Here is a 16,421-nt window from a genome sequence, read left to right on the forward strand (position 1 = left end):
CGCTTGATTCGTCGCGGCTGAAGCCGCTCCTACGGGGTGGCGTGCGGCGCGCTCGCCGGGTGCATTGACGGAGGCTTGCGACAAGCTGGCTGGGACATTGTGGGAGGGACTTCAGTCCCGACGCACTACGCCATCCGAAAGTGCACCGCTTCGCTCGTCGCGGCTGAAGCCGCTCCTACGGGGTGGCGTGCGGCGCGCTCGCCGCGTGCATTGTGGGAGGGACTTCAGTCCCGACGCACTGCGCCATCCGAAAGCGCACCGCTTCGCTCGATTGCGCCGTCATCGCGCAGCGAGCGCGGACTGCAATGGAAGCGACGCGGCGTCCCCCACGGGCGGACGACGCTGCGCGTCCAGCGCCGACACGCACTGCAGCAATTGCGCGGCGACCGCGATCGCGATCACCGCCGGCGCCTTGCCGTCGATCCCGGGCAGGCCGATCGGACAGGTCAGCCGCGTCTGCGCGGCCGCGCCCAGGCCGTCGTGGCGCAGCCGCGACAGGAACCGCGCGCGCTTGGACGCCGAGCCGATCAGGCCGACGAAGCCGGCACGGCCGGCCAGCGCCGCGGCGGTGAGCCGGTAGTCCAGGGCATGGTCGTGGGTCAGGATCAGCAGCATCGCGTCGGTCGGCGCGTTGCGGGCACGCGCGAGCAATGCGGCTTCATCCAGATGCGCGGCACCATCGGCAGCGGCAGCCAGGTCCGCGCGCGGATCGGCCCAGTCCAGGGCGAACGGCAGCTCGCGCAGCGCACGCGCGATGGCGATGCCGACATGGCCTGCGCCGAACAAGAGCAGCGGCGTGCGCGGTGGGCCGATCGCCTGCTGCAACAGCGCCCCGGCCGCGGGCGCCGGCGCACGCAGCGACAGCGACTGCGGCGGCGCGTCGTCGATGGCGTGCGCGATGCCGTCCACCTGCAGCCGGGTCGACAGCGTGCGCCCCAGCGTCGCCTGCCGCAGCCAGTCGCTGCGCGCCGGATCCAGCCGCTCCAGCAACAGGCGCACGCGCCCGCCGCAGCACTGCCCGAGCAGATTGTCGGCCCGCGCTTGCGCTGCGCAGTCCGCGCACTGGCCGCCGCAGGCCGCCGCGCGCGCCGGCGCCGCCGCGCCCAGCGTGTAGTCCTGCACCTGCCAGCTGCCCGGCGGCTGCGCCAGCAGGTCGCGCGCCAGCGCACAGGCGCGCCACTCGAGCACGCCGCCGCCGATGGTGCCGATGCTGCCGTCGGCGCTCACCAGCATGCGCGTACCGGCCTCGCGCGGGGTCGAGCCGGCCGTGGCCAGCACCGTGATCAGCGCGGTCGCGCCGCGCGCCAGCGCCGCTTCGGCGTGCAGGCTCCAGTCAGCGCGCATCGGCACGCCGTGCCGCGATCGCGGCCAGGATGCGTTCCGGGGTGGCCGGCGCGTCCAATGCGGGCACGCCGCTGCCTGGCGCCGCCGCGGCCACCGCCTGGGTCAGCGCCGAGAACACCGAGATCGCCAGCATCAACGGTGGCTCGCCGACCGCCTTGGAACGGTGGATGGTCGGCTCGTCGTTGCGTCCGCCGTCCCACAGGTCGATGCGCATGCGCGCCGGGCGATCCCCCGCGGTGGGAATCTTGTAGGTGGACGGTGCGTGGGTCAGCAGCCGGCCGTGCGCGTCGTAGACCAGTTCCTCGGTGGTCAGCCAGCCCATGCCCTGGACGAAGCCGCCCTCGATCTGGCCCAGGTCGATCGCCGGGTTCAGCGAGCGGCCGACGTCGTGCAGCACGTCCACTGCCAGCACCTTGTGTTCGCCGGTCAGGGTGTCGATCACCACTTCGCTCAGTGCCGCGCCGTAGGCGAAGTAGTAGAACGGGCGGCCGCGGTGGCTGGCGCGGTCGTAGTGGATCTTCGGCGTGGCGTAGTAGCCGCTGGCCGCCAGCGAGATGCGCGCCATGTGCGCCTGCCGGCACAGCGCGCCGAAGTCCAGTTCGACGCTGCCGGCCACGACCTTGCCGTCGGCGAAGCGCACCTGCGCCGGCGTCACGCCGCCGCGCTCGGCGGCCAGCACGGCCAGGCGCGCGCGGATCTCGCTGGCCGCGTTGTAGGCCGCCATGCCGTTGAGGTCGGTGCCCGAGGACGCTGCGGTGGCCGAGGTGTTGGGCACCTTGTCGGTGCGCGTGGCGGTGATGCGCACGCGCGCGGTGTCGATGCCGAACACGTCGGCGACGATCTGCGCGACCTTGATCATCAGCCCCTGACCCATCTCGGTGCCGCCGTGGTTGAGCTGCACCGAGCCGTCGGCATAGACCAGCACCAGTGCGCCGGCCTGGTTGAGATGGGTGGTGGTGAAGCTGATGCCGAATTTCACCGGGGTCAGCGCCAGGCCCTTCTTCAGCACCCGGTGGCGCGCGTTGAACGCCGCCACCGCCGCCTGCCGCGCGGGATAGTCGGCGCGCGCGGCCAGTTCCTCGATCAGCGCCGGCGCGACGTTGTCCTGCACGGCCATGCCGTACGGGGTGACGTTGCGGTGCGGCGCCGCGTACAGGTTGGCCTGGCGCACCGCCAGCGCATCGCGGCCCAGCGCGGCAGCCACAGCGTCCAGCACGCGTTCGATCGCCAGCATGCCCTGCGGTCCGCCGAAGCCGCGGAACGCGGTGTTGGACACGGTGTGCGTGCGCAAGCGGTGCGAGACGATCTCCACCACCGGCAGCCAATAGCAGTTGTCGGCATGGAACATCGCGCGGTCGTTGATCGCCAGCGACAGGTCGGTGGTGGCGCCGCAGCGCGAGGCCAGCTCCAGGCGCAGCGCCAGGATGCGGCCGTCGTCGTCGAAGCCGACCTGGTAGTCGACCTGGAAGTCGTGGCGCTTGCCGGTGATGCGCATGTCGTCGTCGCGGTCGTAGCGCAGCTTGGCCGGGCGGCCGGTCAGCGCGGCGACCAGTGCGCAGGCCGCCGCCGGCGCCGCCGCCTGGGTCTCCTTGCCGCCGAACGCACCGCCCATGCGCCGCACTTCCACGGTCACGTCGGCGCTGTCCAGGCCGAGCAGCGCCGCGATCAGGTGCTGCACCTCGCTCGGATGCTGGGTCGAGGACAGCACGTGCACCTGGCCCTGCTCGCCGGGCAGGGCCACGGCGATCTGTCCTTCCAGGTAGAAATGCTCCTGCCCGCCGATCTCCAGCGCACCGCTGCAGCGGCGCGGCGCCGCCGCCAGGGCGGCATCGACATCGCCGCCGCGTGCCATGCGCTGCGCCGGCTCCAGCACCGCGCCAGCGGCGCGCGCCTCGGCGATGGTCAGCAGCGCCGGCAACGGCGCGTACTCGACCCGCGCCAGGCGCGCCGCGCGCCGCGCCGCGGCATGGCTGTCGGCGGCCACCACGAACAACGGCTGGCCGTGATAGAGCACCGTGTCGCCGGCGAACAGCGGATCGTCGTGCGCGACCGGGGCGACATTGTTCTCGCCGGGAATATCGGCGGCGGCGAACACCGCCACCACGCCGGGTGCCGCGCGCACCGGCGCCAGGTCCAGGCGCAGCACGCGTGCATGCGGATGTTCGCTCAGGCCGAACGCAAGGTGCAGCAGGCCGGGTGGCTCGGGCAGGTCGTCGATGTAGCGCGCCTGGCCGCTGACATGCGCCGGCGCGCTGTCATGGCGCAGCGCGCGGTGCACCTGCGAGGATGCGGCGGAGGCGGAGTTCGGACCGTCAGCCATCGGCCAGCTCCAGCACCGACAGCGGCTCGTGCGGATGCGCGTGCCCGATCCACACCCGCCGCAGCAGGTTCGCCGCGACCGCCAGGCGGTACCCGGCCGAGCCGCGCACATCGCTGAGCGGGCGGAAGTCCTGCGCCAGCGCCGCGGCGGCGGCCTCGATCGTGGCCGCGCTCCACGGCTGCCCGAGCAGGGCCTGCTCGGCGCCGCGCGCGCGTTGCGGCGTGCCGGCCATGCCGCCGAAGGCGATGCGCGCCTGGCGCACCGTGCCATCGCCGATGCGCAGCGCGAACGCGCCGCAGACCGCGGAGATGTCGCTGTCGAAGCGCTTGCTCAGTTTGTCGACGCGGTACAGCAGGTCCGCGGGCGGCCGCGGCACGTCCACGTGTTCGACGAACTCGCCCGGCTGCAGGGCCTGGCGGCCGTAGGCCAGGAAGAAGTCCTCCAGCGGCAGCGTGCGCCGCACGTCGCCGCGGCGCAGGGTCAGGCTGGCGCCGAGCGCGATCAGCGCCGGCGGCATGTCGCCGATCGGCGAGCCGTTGGCGATGTTGCCGCCGATGGTGCCGGCATTGCGTACCTGGGTCCCGCCGATGCGCCGCAACAGCTCGCCCAGCGCCGGGTGCAACGCCGCCAGCGCGGCCTGCGCCTCGCTGTAGCGCACGCAGGCGCCGATGCGCAGCCCGTCCGCGGTGTCCTGCAGCAGGCGCAACTCGGGGATGTCGCCGATGAACACCACGTCGTCGAGCACACGCTGCTGCTTGGTCACCCACAGGCCGACATCGGTCGCGCCGGCGACCAGGCGCGCCTCGGGCCGCTGCAGCAGCAAGGCGGCAAGCGCGTCGGCGCTGCGCGGCGCGGTGGCACGGCGCGCGCGCCCGGTGGCGGCGTCGGCATGGGGCTGGGCCAGCGCGGCGGTGCGGCGCAGCGCGCGCAGGCCGGCCAGGGTGGGCGCATCGTCGCGCGGCGCCGGCGGCACCGCCGCGCCGGCGTCCAGGATCGGTCCATAACCGGTGCAGCGGCACAGGTTGCCGGCGAGCACGTCGGCCAGGGCCGCCTGGCCGGTGCCGAGCGCGCCGATGCTGCGCGCGTACAGCGACATCACGAAGCCGGGCGTGCAGAAGCCGCACTGCGAGCCATGACGCTGCACCAGTTCCTGCTGCACGGCATGCAGCGCGCCACCGACGGCCAGGCTTTCCACCGTCAGCAGCGCCTTGCCGTCGAGCATCGGCACGAACAGGATGCAGGCATTGAGCGCACGCCAGCGCACCTGCTCGTCGCCCTCGGCACCCTCGCCAGCGGCCAGTTCGCCGACCAGAACCGTGCACGCGCCGCAATCGCCTTCGGCGCAGCCTTCCTTGCTGCCTGTGCGGCCAAGCCGGTAGCGCAACAGGTCGAGCACGCTGGCGGTCGGGTCCGCCGCGTCCAGTTCCATCACCTGTCCGTCGAGCAGGAAGCGCACCGTGTCCATCTCAGCTGCCCCGGTAGGTGGAGTAGCCGAATGGCGAGACCAGCAGCGGCACGTGGCAATGCCCAGCCTCGGCCAGGCCAAACGCGATCGGCACCACGTCCAGGAACGGCGGTTCGGGCAAGGCGACGCCGCCGCTGCGGAAGTAGTCGGCCACGGCAAATTCCAGCCGATAACGTCCCGCTGCCAGAGTCAGCGCGCGCAGCGCCGGACAGCGCCCGTCGGCATCGGTGACGTCCGCATGCAGCAACGTCTCGCCGGCGAACAGGCGCAGCGCCACGCCGGCGGCGGGCAGCCCGCGACTCAGGTCCAGCACATGGGTCGACAGGCTACTCATCCGACAGCTTCCTCCAGGTGCGGCATCGGCCATTGGCCGACGAATTCGGGTTCGGCGTAGTCCATGTACGCGGCAAGCATCGCCTCGCGCTCGTCCAGGAACAGTTGGTCGGCGACCGCCTTCACCAGCCGCGGCAACGCGTGCTTCAGCCCGGACAGCGCCGCTGCCGACAGGCCCAGGCTCAGCAGCGCCGAATAGTTGAACGCGAACAGGCCGTGCAGCGCCGCCGCGTGCGCCGGGGTGCGCGGCAGCAACTCGAAGCCGGGGCCCAGGTAGGGATGCGCATCCAGCAGCGGCAGTTCCTGTCCCGGCGGCGGGCGGTAACGGTCGCGCCAACGCGCGATGCCGTCGGCCACCGCCGCCAGTTCCGGGCGCAGCGCCGGGTCGGTGACCAGGCCGGTGGACAGCACCACGAAGTCGAACGGCAGGCGCCCGTGCGGCGTGGTGACCAGCACGCCGTCGGCGGTCTCGGCCACGTCCTGCCACGGGCTGCCCAGGTGCAGGTGGAAATTGGGCCAGGCCGCGGCGCGTTCGAAGGTGTCGTTGGTCGGCGGCTGATTGCGGCGGAAGAAGCTGGCCATCATCGCGTACTTGTCGGCATCGGGCAGTGCGGCAAAGCGCGGAATGATGCCGCTGCGTTCCATGTGCCGGATCGGATTGACCCGCGGCAGCGCGTTGCGGCGCACGAACACGTGCACCTCGCCGACGCCGGCGGCCAGCGCGTGCTGGGCGTTGTCGAAAGCCGAGGCGCCACCGCCGAGGATGCCGATGCGGCGCCCGGCCAGCGCCGCGTAGTCGATCGCCTCGGAGGTGTGCGCGTAACGCGCGCGGGCCAGCTTGCCGGCCACCAGCGACGGCACGTGCCATTGCCCACCACCCTGGATGCCGGTGGCCAGCACCACCTTGCGCGCCAGCAACGTGTCGCCGCCGTCCAGGTGCAGGCGGTGCAGGCGCCGGGTCGGCAGCGGCTCGATGCGCAGCAGCCGCGCCTGGTTACGCACCGGCAGGCCAAGCACCTCGCGGTACCAGCGCAGATAGTCCATCCAGTCCGCGCGCGGAATCTTGCCCAGCGCGTCCCAGGCCGCGACGCCATGCCGGGCTTCCCAGTAGGCGCGGAAGGTCAGCGACGGCATGCCGAAGTCCAGCGCGCTCAGCTCCTTGGGCGTGCGCAGGGTGACCATGCGCGCGTAGGTGACCCATGGCCCTTCCTGGCCGGCCGGGTTCTCGTCGATCACCAGCAGGTTGGAGATGCGCTCGCGCAGCAGGCCGAAGGCCGCACCCAGCCCGCTCTGGCCGCCGCCGACCACGACCACGTCGTAGACATGCTCGCCGTCGTGCTGCTGCGCGCGGGTCCAGTCGGGCCCGCCGTGGCCGAGCCACTGCAGTTCGCGCGCGACCTGCGCCGACAGCGCCTGCAGCCCGCCTGCTGCGGCGCTCACGACAGCGCCTCCAGGCGCAGCCGCGCGATCTTGCCGATCTCGTCGAGGGCGGTGGCGATCTCGGCCTCGCGCGTGTTCGCCAGCCGCGCCTGCATCGCGGCGAGAATGCCGGCCTTGTCGGTCAGCCGCACGCAGACCACGAACGGAAAATCGAAACGCGCGCGGTAGGCGGCATTGAGCGCGTGGAAGCGGGCGAACTCCTCGGCGCTGAGGCGATCCAGCCCGGCCTGCGCCTGCTCGGCAGCCGAGGCGGCGGTCAGATCGCCGTCGATCGCGGCCTTGCCGGCCAGTTCCGGATGCGCGCGGATCAGCGCCAGTTGCTCCTCGGCGCTGGCCGCGTGCAGCACCTGCAGCAGGCCGGCATGCAGGTCGGCGAACGGGCGCCGCGCCGCGGCGCGCTGCACCACCCACGGCGAATGCTCGAACAGCGCATGCAGGCGCGCGACGAACGCGGCCTCGGGCAACGCATTCCAGTCGACGTCGCTCATGCGTGGTCCCCCTGCAGCGACACATGCGCCGACACCACCTTCCAGCCGTCGGCGAAGCGCACCCAGCTCTGGCTCTGGCGGCCGCGGCGCGGGCTGCCGTGGCGCTGGAACTCGGCATCGGCGGTGGCGAAGTCGCGCCCGTAAGCGACGATCTGCACGCGCAGCAGCCGCCGTTGCGGCGAGCCGCCGCGGCCGCGCCGGAACGCACGGATGGCGTCGGCGCCGTACAAGGCCTCGCCGACGCCGTAGCGCACCGTGGTCGGCGCATCGTGGAACAGCCGGTCCAGCGCGGCGACGTCGTCGTCCATCAACGCGCGCTCGTAGGCGGCGAACGCCGCCTGCACTTCGGCCAGCACCTCTGGCGCGTTGAGGATCATGCCGGATGCACCCGCTGCCAGTGGCGGGCGATGTCGATGCGCCGCGCGATCCAGGCCTGGCCGCTGGCAAGCACGTGATCCAGGAAGCGGGCCAGCGCCAGGGCGCGCGCCGGGCGCCCGGCGATGCGCCCGTGCAGGCCGACCGACATCATCCGCCCGCCCTCGGTGCACAACTGTTCGAAGCCGTCGCGCAGGTAGCGGAAGAACGGTTCGCCGTCGGCGAAGCCGTTGTAGGCGACGAACTTCATGTCGTTGGCGTCCAGCGTGTACGGCACCACCAGTTGCGCGCGGCCGTGGCGGCGGTCGTAGTACGGCAGGTCGTCGGCGTAGCTGTCGGCGTCGTAGACGAAGCCGCCTTCCTCGGCCACCAGCCGCGCCGTGTTGGGGCTGGTGCGCCCTTGGTACCAGCCCAGCGGGCGCGCACCGGTCACCTGCGTGTGCAAGGCGATCGCCGCGGCGATGTGCGCGCGCTCGGTCGCCTCCGGCACCTGCTGGTAGTCGATCCAGCGCAGGCCGTGGCTGGCGATCTCCCAGTCGGCCTCGCGCATCGCCTGCACCGCCGCGGGATTGGCCGCCAGCGCCTGCGCCACGCCGAACACGGTCACCGGTACGCCGCGCGCGGCGAACAGCCGCTGCAGCCGCCAGAAGCCGGCGCGACTGCCGTATTCGTACAGGCTCTCCATGGCCATCGCGCGTGCGCCCGCGTGGCTGTGCGCACCGACCATCTCTGACAGGAACGCTTCCGAGCCGGCATCGCCGTTGAGCACGCAGTTCTCGGCGCCCTCCTCGTAATTGAGCACGAACTGCAGCGCCACCCGCGCGCCACCCGGCCACTGCGGATCCGGCGGCTGCGCGCCATAGCCGACCAGGTCGCGCGCCGCGTTCATCGCGGCGCTCCGTCGGCGTGCCAGGCGGCCAGCGCCGCGTCCACCGCGGCGCCGGACGCGCCAGCATGGCCTTCGGCGCGCAGCACCGCCTCCAGCGCGCCCAGGGTGATCAGCACCTTGTGCTTCATCGCGTTGTAGCCCATCGCGCCGATCCGCCACAGCTTGCCCTGCAACGGCCCGAACGCGGTGCCGATCTCGATCTCGAAATCCTCGCGCAGGCGCCGCCGCACCGCCTCGCCGTCGATGCCAGGGGGAATCACCACGCCGGTGACGTTGGCCATGCGGTGGCGGTCGTCGCCGAACACCTGCAGCCCCAGCGCGCGCACGCCGGCGGCCACCGCGCGGCCGGCCGCCGCGTGCCGCGCGAAGCGCGCCGGCAGGCCTTCCTGCAGCGCCACGCGCGCGCATTCGCGCGCCGCGTACAGCATGCTGGTGGCCTCGGTATGGTGGTTCAGGCGCTTGTCGGACCAGTAGTCCATCACCATCGCCAGGTCGAAGTAGTTCGAGCCGATGCGCACGCCGCGGCCGTTGGCGATGTCATCGCGGACGATGCCGCGCTCGACGTGGCGGCGCGCGAAGATCGCCTCGGCTGCTTGTGCGGAGACGGTGATCGGCGCCGAGCCGGACGGCCCGCCCAGGCACTTCTGCAGACCGCCGGTGACCACGTCCACGCCCCAGGCGTCGCTGGCGATCGGCATGCCGCCGATGGTCGCGGTGGCATCGACGTAGGACAGCGCGCCGGCGGCACGGCACAGCGCGCCAAGGCCGTCCAGCGGCTGCGCCATCGTGGTCGAAGTGTCGCCGTGCACGCAGGCGACCAACTTCGGCGCGAAGCGTTCGATCGCGTCGGCCACCGCCGTCATCGGCACCACCTCGCCCCACGGCGCCTCCACGTTCTCGACCACCGCGCCGATGCGGCCGAGGATCTCGCCCAGCAGCAGGCCGAAGCGGCCGAAGTTCAGCACCAGCACGCGCTCGCCCGGCGCCACCAGCGACACCAGCGCCGCCTCGATGCCGGCGCGCGCGGTGCCGTCGACCAGGAAGGTCCAGTGGTTCTCGGTGCCGAACAGCGGCCGGTACAGGGCCATCACCTGGTTCATGTAGCCGGTCATTTCCGGATCGAACTGGCCGAGCAGGTCCGCGGACATCGCACGCAGCACGCGCGGATGCGCATTGACCGGGCCCGGCCCCATCAGCAGGCGTTGCGGCGGATCGATCTCGCCGAACAGGTCGGCGGGCAGCGGCTCAACGGACAAGGGTGTCTCCCAGGGAATCGAGGAAGTGCAGCATCGCCGCCACCGCCAGGTCGGCGTCGGCGGGATCCACGCGTTCGGCAGGGTGGTGGCTGACGCCGCCGGCGCAGCGCAGGAACAGCATCGCGGTCGGGCACAGCGCGGCCATCACCATCGCGTCGTGGCCGGCACCGGACACCAGCCGCCGCGGCGCGATGCCCTGCGCGGCGATGGCAGTTTCCAGCGCTGCGACCAGGCGCGGCGCGCAGGGACTGGCCGGCAGGTCCTGTACGCACTGCAACTCCAACTGCACGCCGCGCGCGGCGGCGATCGCATGCAGGCGCTGCGCGATCGCCTCGGCCGCGGCATCGCGAACGGCATCGGTGCCGGCGCGCACGTCGATCGAGAACTCGACCCGCCCCGGCACCACGTTGACCGCGCCCGGCGCCGCCTGCAGGCGCCCGACCGTGGCCACCAGGTCCGCCGGGCCGCTGCGCGCCACCTGCTCCACCGCCAGCACGCACTCGGCGGCGGCGGCCAGCGCATCGGCACGCAGGTCCATCCGCGTGGTGCCGGCGTGGCCGGCGCGGCCCAGCAGCAGTGCGCGGTAACGGCGCTGCGCAGCGATACCGCTGACCGCCCCCAGCGCCAGCCCCTCGGCCTCCAGCACTGGCCCTTGTTCGATATGCGCTTCCAGATACGCCAGCACCTCCTGCGGCGCGCGCGCCGCACGCGGCAGCAGCGCGATGTCCAGGCCCCAGGCGGCCAGCGCCTCGGCCAGGGCGATGCCGTCGCCGTCGTGCACCTGCAGGGCCGCCGGATCCAGCGTGCCGGCCACCGCGCGGCTGCTCAGCATCGATGCCGGGAAGCGCGAGCCTTCCTCGTCGCCGAAGGCGATCACCTCGATGGCAAACGGCAGCCGCCGGCCCTGCGCGTGCAGCGCCGCCACGCATTCGATGCCGAGCATGATCCCGAGCGGGCCATCGTAGCGGCCGGCGTCGCGCACGCTGTCCAGGTGGCTGCCGATCAGCAGCGCCGGCGCCTGCGCGACGACGCCTTCGTAGCGACCGAGCAGATTACCGGCCGGGTCGATGCGGGTGTGCAGGCCGGCCTCGGCCATCCACCCCGCCACCGCCGCCACAGCGGCGCGATGGGCCGGACTCAGCCAGCCGCGGAACAGGCCATGCGCGGTGTCGCTGTAGGGCGCCACGCCGAGCGCGTCGCAGCGCGCGACCGCGCGCAGGCCCGCGCTGGCCATCGGCGGCGTCAAGGCCGTGGCCGGTGCAGGCGCCGTGGCGGCGGGAGGGACGTGGCTGGCGAACATGGCACGGTCACGAAGGAAGAAAGAAGCGAGCGCTGGCGGGCACCAACCGCCAGAAATCCATTTAAATTCAATGGATTGGCGAGTTAAAAATGACGATTCGCAGCGTTCGTAGGGACTATACGAAGCGTTACAAATGCAGGCAAACGCCGTTTTCGCGTGGATGCATTGCAAAAAATGCAACGGGTGCAGATGCCACCGCGGCGCCTCATTGCCGGCACCGCTGGGCCGGACCCTCACCCCAACCCCTCTCCCGGTGGGAGAGGGGCTAGGCGCCTCCCTTCTCCCCCCGGGGAGAAGGTGCCCCGCAGGGGCGGATGAGGGTACGGGCGGCAGCCTCGTGCACCCGGGCTCCACGAGTCGCTTTCGCGCCGGACCCTCACCCCAACCCCTCTCCCGGTGGGAGAGGGACTCGCTCTTCCTTCTCCCCCGGGAAAAGGTGCCCCGAAGGGGCGGATGAGGGTACGGGCGGCAGCCTCGTGCACCCGGCTCCACGAGTCGCTTTCGCTCCGGACCCTCACCCCAACCCCTCTCCCGGTGGGAGAGGGGCTAGGCGCTTCCCTTCTCCCATCGGGAGAAGGTGCCCCGAAGGGGCGGATGAGGGTACGGGCGCAGCCTCGTGCACCCAGGGTGCGCGCGTCAGTGACGCGCAAGACGCACCCTGTCGCCCCGATGGGAGAGGGGCTAGGCGCTACGCGCCCGTGCGCGGCTCCAGGATCGCTTCCACCCGCGGCGCCAACACCTTGAGCATGGCCTGCGCCGCCCTGGACAGTTGTCGCTGCGGCGCTACGCACAGCGCCAGCGTCATCGGCCTGGCCAGGCCCTCGCGCAAGGGCACGAACGCCAGCCGCCCGTCGGCCAGGTCGGCGAGCACGTCCAATTGCGACAGCAGGCCCACGCCGACGCCCTGGCGCACCAGCGCGCGCAGCGTGCGCACGTCGTTGCAGCGAATGCAGCGGCGCGTGTCGATGTGCTGGCGCTGATACACCGCCTTGGCGTGTTCGTTGACGATCAGCGGCGCCGCCGGCAGCAGCAGGCGATGCTCGCCGAGCAGGTCGTTCAACTGCAGGCTCGCCCTGCCGCTGAGCGGATGCCCCACTGGCATGCACAGGCCCAGCGGGATCTCGGCGAAGGCGACTACCTCCAGGTCGATGCCGCTGACCGGATCCAGCAACAGCCCGACATCCACTTCCGCCGCGACCACCTTGTCGGCCACCTTCTGGTTGTCCTCGGTCTGCAGGTTGAAGGTCAGGCCCGGGTGCGCGTCGATCAGGTGCGCCAGGGCATCGACCACGATGCCCTCGCTCAAGGCGTCGATCATCGCGATCTCGACGTGGCCGCGGCGTAGCCCCTTCAGTTCGTCGAACAGTTCCAGCGTGCGCTGGTAGCTCTTCTCCCAGCGCCGCATGTCCACCAGCAGCAATTCGCCGGCGCTGGTCAGGCGCAGGCCGCCCGGCAAGCGTTCGAACAACTGCACGCCCAGTTCCTGCTCGGCCTTGAGGATCTGCCGGTCGATCGCCGACGCCGACACGTGCAGCGCCTCGGAGGCGCGGCGGATGCTGCGCCAGTGCGCCACTTCCATGAAATAACGGGTGAAGCGGGAAAAGGTCAGCATGGCGGCTCGAAGTCCCTGGGTACCCAACACACTGCGCGGATGCGGCGAGAGCGGCGCGCCAGGGCCATGGTACGGAAGCGCTGCCGCCGGCGTGGCGTGCGCGGCGTTGCACCGCAGACGTGGATGGCATGGCGCGCGCCGCGCCTCATTGCGCCTGCGGATCGAAATAGGCCTCCCAGGTCGCCGCCAATCCCACCAGTGTGGCTGCCTGCCCGAACCGCTGCATCGCCTGCGCGCCGTCGCCGCTGTTGAGCAGCGCCACGCCGAGATTGAAATAGGTGTGGCGGTCGTCCGACTGCAGCCGCACGGCGCGCTGCAACGCGTCGACCGCATCGGCGTAGCGCCCCAGGTCGCACTGCAGCGCCCCCAGGCCGGTGAGCAGTGCGGCATCGTCCGGCGCCGCCGCCAGCGCGGCCAGCAGCAGCGACTCGGCCTGCATCAACGCCGCGGTCCCGCCCTGCGGATCGGTCATCGCCGCATGCACCAGCGCCCTGGCACGCAACAGGGCGTCGCGGCCGGCGTGCGTGCCGGCATCGGCAGCAGGCAACGCGCCTACCACCCTGCCACCGCCCCATCGCTGCGCGGGTCGCTGGCACCACTCAAGGTGCCGTCGGCCTCGCGCACCAGCGCGCCGGCGTGACCCATCACCGCGGTGAACGGCGGCAGCAGTTCGACCGCGTGCCCGGCCGCGCGCAAGGCCTGCACCACGGCGGGGTCGAAGCGGTCCTCCAGTTTCAGCGTGGTGCTGTCCTCGCCCCAGGTGCGGCCGAGCAGCCACCGTGGCGCGCTGACCGCCTGCTGCAGCGGCACGCCGAACCGGGCGTAGCGGCTGAACAGTGCCGCCTGGGTCTGCGGCTGGCCTTCGCCGCCCATGGTGCCGTAGGCCATCAGCCGGCCGTCGTCGAAGCGTGCAAGCGCCGGATTGAGCGTATGGAAGGGTTTGCGCCCGGGCGCCAGCGCGTTCCAGCCGTCGGCCGCAAGACGGAAGCTGCAGCCGCGGTTCTGCCAGACGATGCCGCTGCGCGGCAGCACCAGCCCGGAACCGAATTCGAAATAGGTGGACTGGATGCAGCTGACCGCACGGCCGGCGCCGTCGATCGCACCGAACCAGACGGTGTCGCCGGCCTGCGACGGCTGCGGCCACGGCAGCGCGCGCGCAGGATCGATGCGCGCGGCCATCGCGTCGAGCGCGCCGGCATCGTCGAGCAGCGCCTGCGCGTCCAGGGTCATCCAGGCCGGGTCGCCGACGTGCGCATCGCGGATCAGGAACGCCTGCTTGGTCGCTTCGACCAGGCCGTGCAGGTGCGCGTAGCCATCGGCCCGGTCCACGGCCAGGCGGTCGAACAGCGCCAGGATCAGCAGCGAGGCCAGGCCCTGGGTCGGCGGCGCGTGGTTGTACAGGCGCGCGCCGGCGACCGCCACCGACAGCGGCACGCTGGCCTCGGCCTGGTGCGCGGCCAGATCGGCGGCGCGCAGCGGGCTGCCCAGCGCCTGCAGGTCGGCGGCGAGGTCGGCGGCGAGCGCGCCGCGGTAGAAATCGTCCAGGCCGGCCGCGGCCAGGCGCTGCAGGGTGGCGGCCAGTTGCGGCTGGCGCAGCAGTTCGCCCTCGCGCAGCGGCCGCCCGGCGGCCTCGAAGATCGCCGCGTAGGCGCCGGGCTGGGCGCGCAGTTCGGCGCCCTTGGCCGCGGCGACGGCACTGCCGCCCAGGGTGACCGGCACGCCGGCCGCGGCATGCTGGATGGCGTCGTCGAGCAGGCGCGCCAGTGGCAGCCGCGCCTCGCTCTGGCGCAAGGCCAGCGCCCAGCCGGACACGGTGCCGGCGACGGTGTTGGCCGCGCCCGGACCGCGCCATGGAATCGCCGCCTGCCCGGCATAGTGCTGCAGCGTGGCGCCCTGCGCGGCACGGCCGCAGGCGTCGATCGCATGCACGCGGCCGTCCGGTTCGGCGATCAGCCAGAAGCCGTCGCCGCCGATGCCGGTCATGTGCGGATAGACCACCGCCAGGCAGGCCGCGGTCGCCACCGCCGCCTCCACCGCGCTGCCGCCGTCGCGCAGCACGTCGCGCCCGGCCTGCGCGGCGAGATGATGCGGGGCGACCACCATGCCGCGCCGCGACCGCAGGGTGTGCAGCATCAGCGCGGCTCCAGCGACGGCGGGGTCGCGCCGATCAGGCCGGCGCGTTCCAGTTGCGCAGCGAGCGCGAACAGGCGGTCCTCGCGCCCTGGCGCAGCGATCAGTTGCACGCCCAGCGGCAACTGCCCCGGGCGGTACAGCGGTGCGGCCAGCACCGGGCAACGCGCCAGGCCCAGCGGCTGGGTGAACACGCCGAGATTGGCGCGCGCCGACACCGCCGCCCCGTCGATCTGAATCGTCTCCTGGTCGATGCGCGGCGCCGCGCACGGCGTGGCCGGCGCCAGCAGCACGTCGACCTCGTCCCACAGGCGCTGCATCGCCTCGGCGAACCAGGCGCCGAACCGCTGCGCATCGGCGATGGCCGCGGCCGGCAGTTGCAGCCCGGCGAGCAGGCGATCGCGCGTGGCCGGATCGAAGCGGTCGCCATGCGCGGCCAGCGCCTGGCGATGGCGATAGCCGCCCTCGGCCGCGGTCATCACGAACGCCGCCGCGCGGGCGCGTTCGGCCTGCGGCAGTTCGCGCCAGGCGTTGCCGCCCAACGCGGCGTGCAGCGCGGCCAGGCCGGCGTCCAGTTCCGGATCGAGATTGCGTCGGAACCAGCCGTCCAGGCGCGCCACGCGCAAGCCCGCGGGATCCGGCGACGGCAGCCGCTGCCCGCGCATGGCCTCGTACACCACGCGCAGGTCGGCGACCGTGGTCGCGAACGGCCCGACCACGTCGAAGGCCTCGACGAACGGGAACACGCCGTCCATCGCCAGGCTGCCATGGCTCGGGCGCAGGCCGTAGATGCCGCACAGCGCCGCCGGCACACGGATCGAGCCGTTGGTGTCCGAGCCCAGCGCGAACGGCACCCAGCGCGCCGCCACCGCCGCCGCCGAGCCGCCGGAGGAACCGCCGGCCAGGCGCTGCGGATCGTGCGGATTGGCGGTGGTGCCGTAGTGCGCGTTGACCGTGGCGAAGCCGTAGGCGAACTCGTCCATGTTGGCGGTGCCGACCAGCACTGCGCCGGCCTCGGTCAGGCGCCGCAGCACCGCCGCATCGCACGTGGCCGGCTCAGCGTCGGCGCGCAGCGCGGCGCCGGCGGTGGTCGCCAGGCCGGCGACATCGAACAGGTCCTTGACCACGAACGGCACCCCGGCCAGCGCACCGCCGTCGCCGCCACCGGCCAATGCCGCCTGCACGCGCGCCGCATCGGCCTCGGCGCGCGCCGGCAGCGGCCGCGTCACCGCGCACAACTGCGGATTGCCGCGGTCGATCTGCGCCAGCGCCTGCTGCGCGTGTCGCCGTGCGGCGCTGCCGTCGGCGCGCGTGGCCGCCACCAGCGGCGCGACGACCCCGCCCTCCTGCGGCGCTGGCGGTGGCGGCGGCGCCGCGAAGTCCTGCAGCAGGTCCGCGTAGCCGCGCAGCAGCTCGGCGTTGCGCTGGATACCGGCCTGCCAGGTCGCTGGGATCTGCATGAGCTCGTC

At 72.9% G+C, this 16,421-nt stretch carries 14 protein-coding genes; all 14 read right to left on the reverse strand.

Annotation, left to right across the window (positions count from 1 at the left end):
* Positions 1-279 precede the first annotated feature (279 nt).
* The 14 genes from xdhC to AC1PLR_RS15635 all read right to left on the reverse strand — a co-directional run bounded on the left by xdhC (position 280) and on the right by AC1PLR_RS15635 (position 16,412).
* Positions 280-1,344: a xanthine dehydrogenase accessory protein XdhC gene (xdhC, locus tag AC1PLR_RS15570; RefSeq protein WP_481101571.1), complete on the reverse strand. Its 1,065-nt coding sequence runs from the start codon at positions 1,342-1,344 to the stop codon at positions 280-282.
* The gene (xdhB, locus tag AC1PLR_RS15575; protein WP_481101572.1) at positions 1,334-3,664 is read right to left on the reverse strand and encodes a xanthine dehydrogenase molybdopterin binding subunit; all 2,331 of its coding nucleotides are present in this window, start codon (positions 3,662-3,664) and stop codon (positions 1,334-1,336) included. Before xdhB ends, xdhC begins: the two co-directional genes overlap by 11 nt.
* Positions 3,657-5,129 carry a xanthine dehydrogenase small subunit gene (gene xdhA, locus AC1PLR_RS15580; protein WP_481101573.1) on the reverse strand — a complete coding sequence of 491 codons (1,473 nt, stop codon included), beginning with the start codon at positions 5,127-5,129 and terminating at the stop codon, positions 3,657-3,659. The genes xdhB and xdhA overlap by 8 nt, the downstream gene beginning before the upstream one ends.
* 1 nt (position 5,130) lies before the next feature.
* Positions 5,131-5,496, reverse strand: coding sequence for a hydroxyisourate hydrolase (gene uraH, locus AC1PLR_RS15585; protein WP_481101574.1), 366 nt, complete (start codon positions 5,494-5,496; stop codon positions 5,131-5,133).
* Entirely contained in the window at positions 5,460-6,881 is a 1,422-nt protein-coding gene (locus AC1PLR_RS15590) for an FAD-dependent oxidoreductase (protein WP_481103616.1), read from the reverse strand. Before AC1PLR_RS15590 ends, uraH begins: the two co-directional genes overlap by 37 nt.
* A gap of 17 nt (positions 6,882-6,898) precedes the next feature.
* Positions 6,899-7,390 carry a 2-oxo-4-hydroxy-4-carboxy-5-ureidoimidazoline decarboxylase gene (gene uraD / locus AC1PLR_RS15595; protein WP_481101575.1) on the reverse strand — a complete coding sequence of 164 codons (492 nt, stop codon included), beginning with the start codon at positions 7,388-7,390 and terminating at the stop codon, positions 6,899-6,901.
* Positions 7,387-7,767, reverse strand: a complete 381-nt coding sequence (gene hpxZ, locus AC1PLR_RS15600) for an oxalurate catabolism protein HpxZ (protein ID WP_010341517.1) — start codon at positions 7,765-7,767, stop codon at positions 7,387-7,389. The genes uraD and hpxZ overlap by 4 nt, the downstream gene beginning before the upstream one ends.
* Positions 7,764-8,654: an allantoinase PuuE gene (puuE, locus tag AC1PLR_RS15605; RefSeq protein WP_481101576.1), complete on the reverse strand. Its 891-nt coding sequence runs from the start codon at positions 8,652-8,654 to the stop codon at positions 7,764-7,766. Before puuE ends, hpxZ begins: the two co-directional genes overlap by 4 nt.
* Positions 8,651-9,847 carry a pyridoxal-phosphate-dependent aminotransferase family protein gene (locus tag AC1PLR_RS15610; RefSeq protein ID WP_481103617.1) on the reverse strand — a complete coding sequence of 399 codons (1,197 nt, stop codon included), beginning with the start codon at positions 9,845-9,847 and terminating at the stop codon, positions 8,651-8,653. Before AC1PLR_RS15610 ends, puuE begins: the two co-directional genes overlap by 4 nt.
* Positions 9,848-9,899: 52 nt before the next feature.
* Entirely contained in the window at positions 9,900-11,144 is a 1,245-nt protein-coding gene (locus AC1PLR_RS15615) for an allantoate amidohydrolase (protein WP_481103618.1), read from the reverse strand.
* A 754-nt stretch (positions 11,145-11,898) separates the two neighbouring features.
* Complete coding sequence (locus tag AC1PLR_RS15620) at positions 11,899-12,822, reverse strand: LysR family transcriptional regulator (protein WP_481101577.1); 924 nt, start codon at positions 12,820-12,822, stop codon at positions 11,899-11,901.
* Positions 12,823-12,967: 145 nt separating this feature from the next.
* Positions 12,968-13,369, reverse strand: a complete 402-nt coding sequence (locus tag AC1PLR_RS15625) for a tetratricopeptide repeat protein (RefSeq protein ID WP_481101578.1) — start codon at positions 13,367-13,369, stop codon at positions 12,968-12,970.
* 5 nt (positions 13,370-13,374) lie between these two features.
* Positions 13,375-14,955, reverse strand: a complete 1,581-nt coding sequence (locus AC1PLR_RS15630; RefSeq protein WP_481101579.1) for a gamma-glutamyltransferase family protein — start codon at positions 14,953-14,955, stop codon at positions 13,375-13,377.
* Complete coding sequence (locus tag AC1PLR_RS15635) at positions 14,955-16,412, reverse strand: AtzE family amidohydrolase (protein WP_481101580.1); 1,458 nt, start codon at positions 16,410-16,412, stop codon at positions 14,955-14,957. Before AC1PLR_RS15635 ends, AC1PLR_RS15630 begins: the two co-directional genes overlap by 1 nt.
* Positions 16,413-16,421 lie beyond the last annotated feature (9 nt).

The sequence above is a fragment of the Xanthomonas sp. NCPPB 3570 genome, assembly GCF_056725115.1.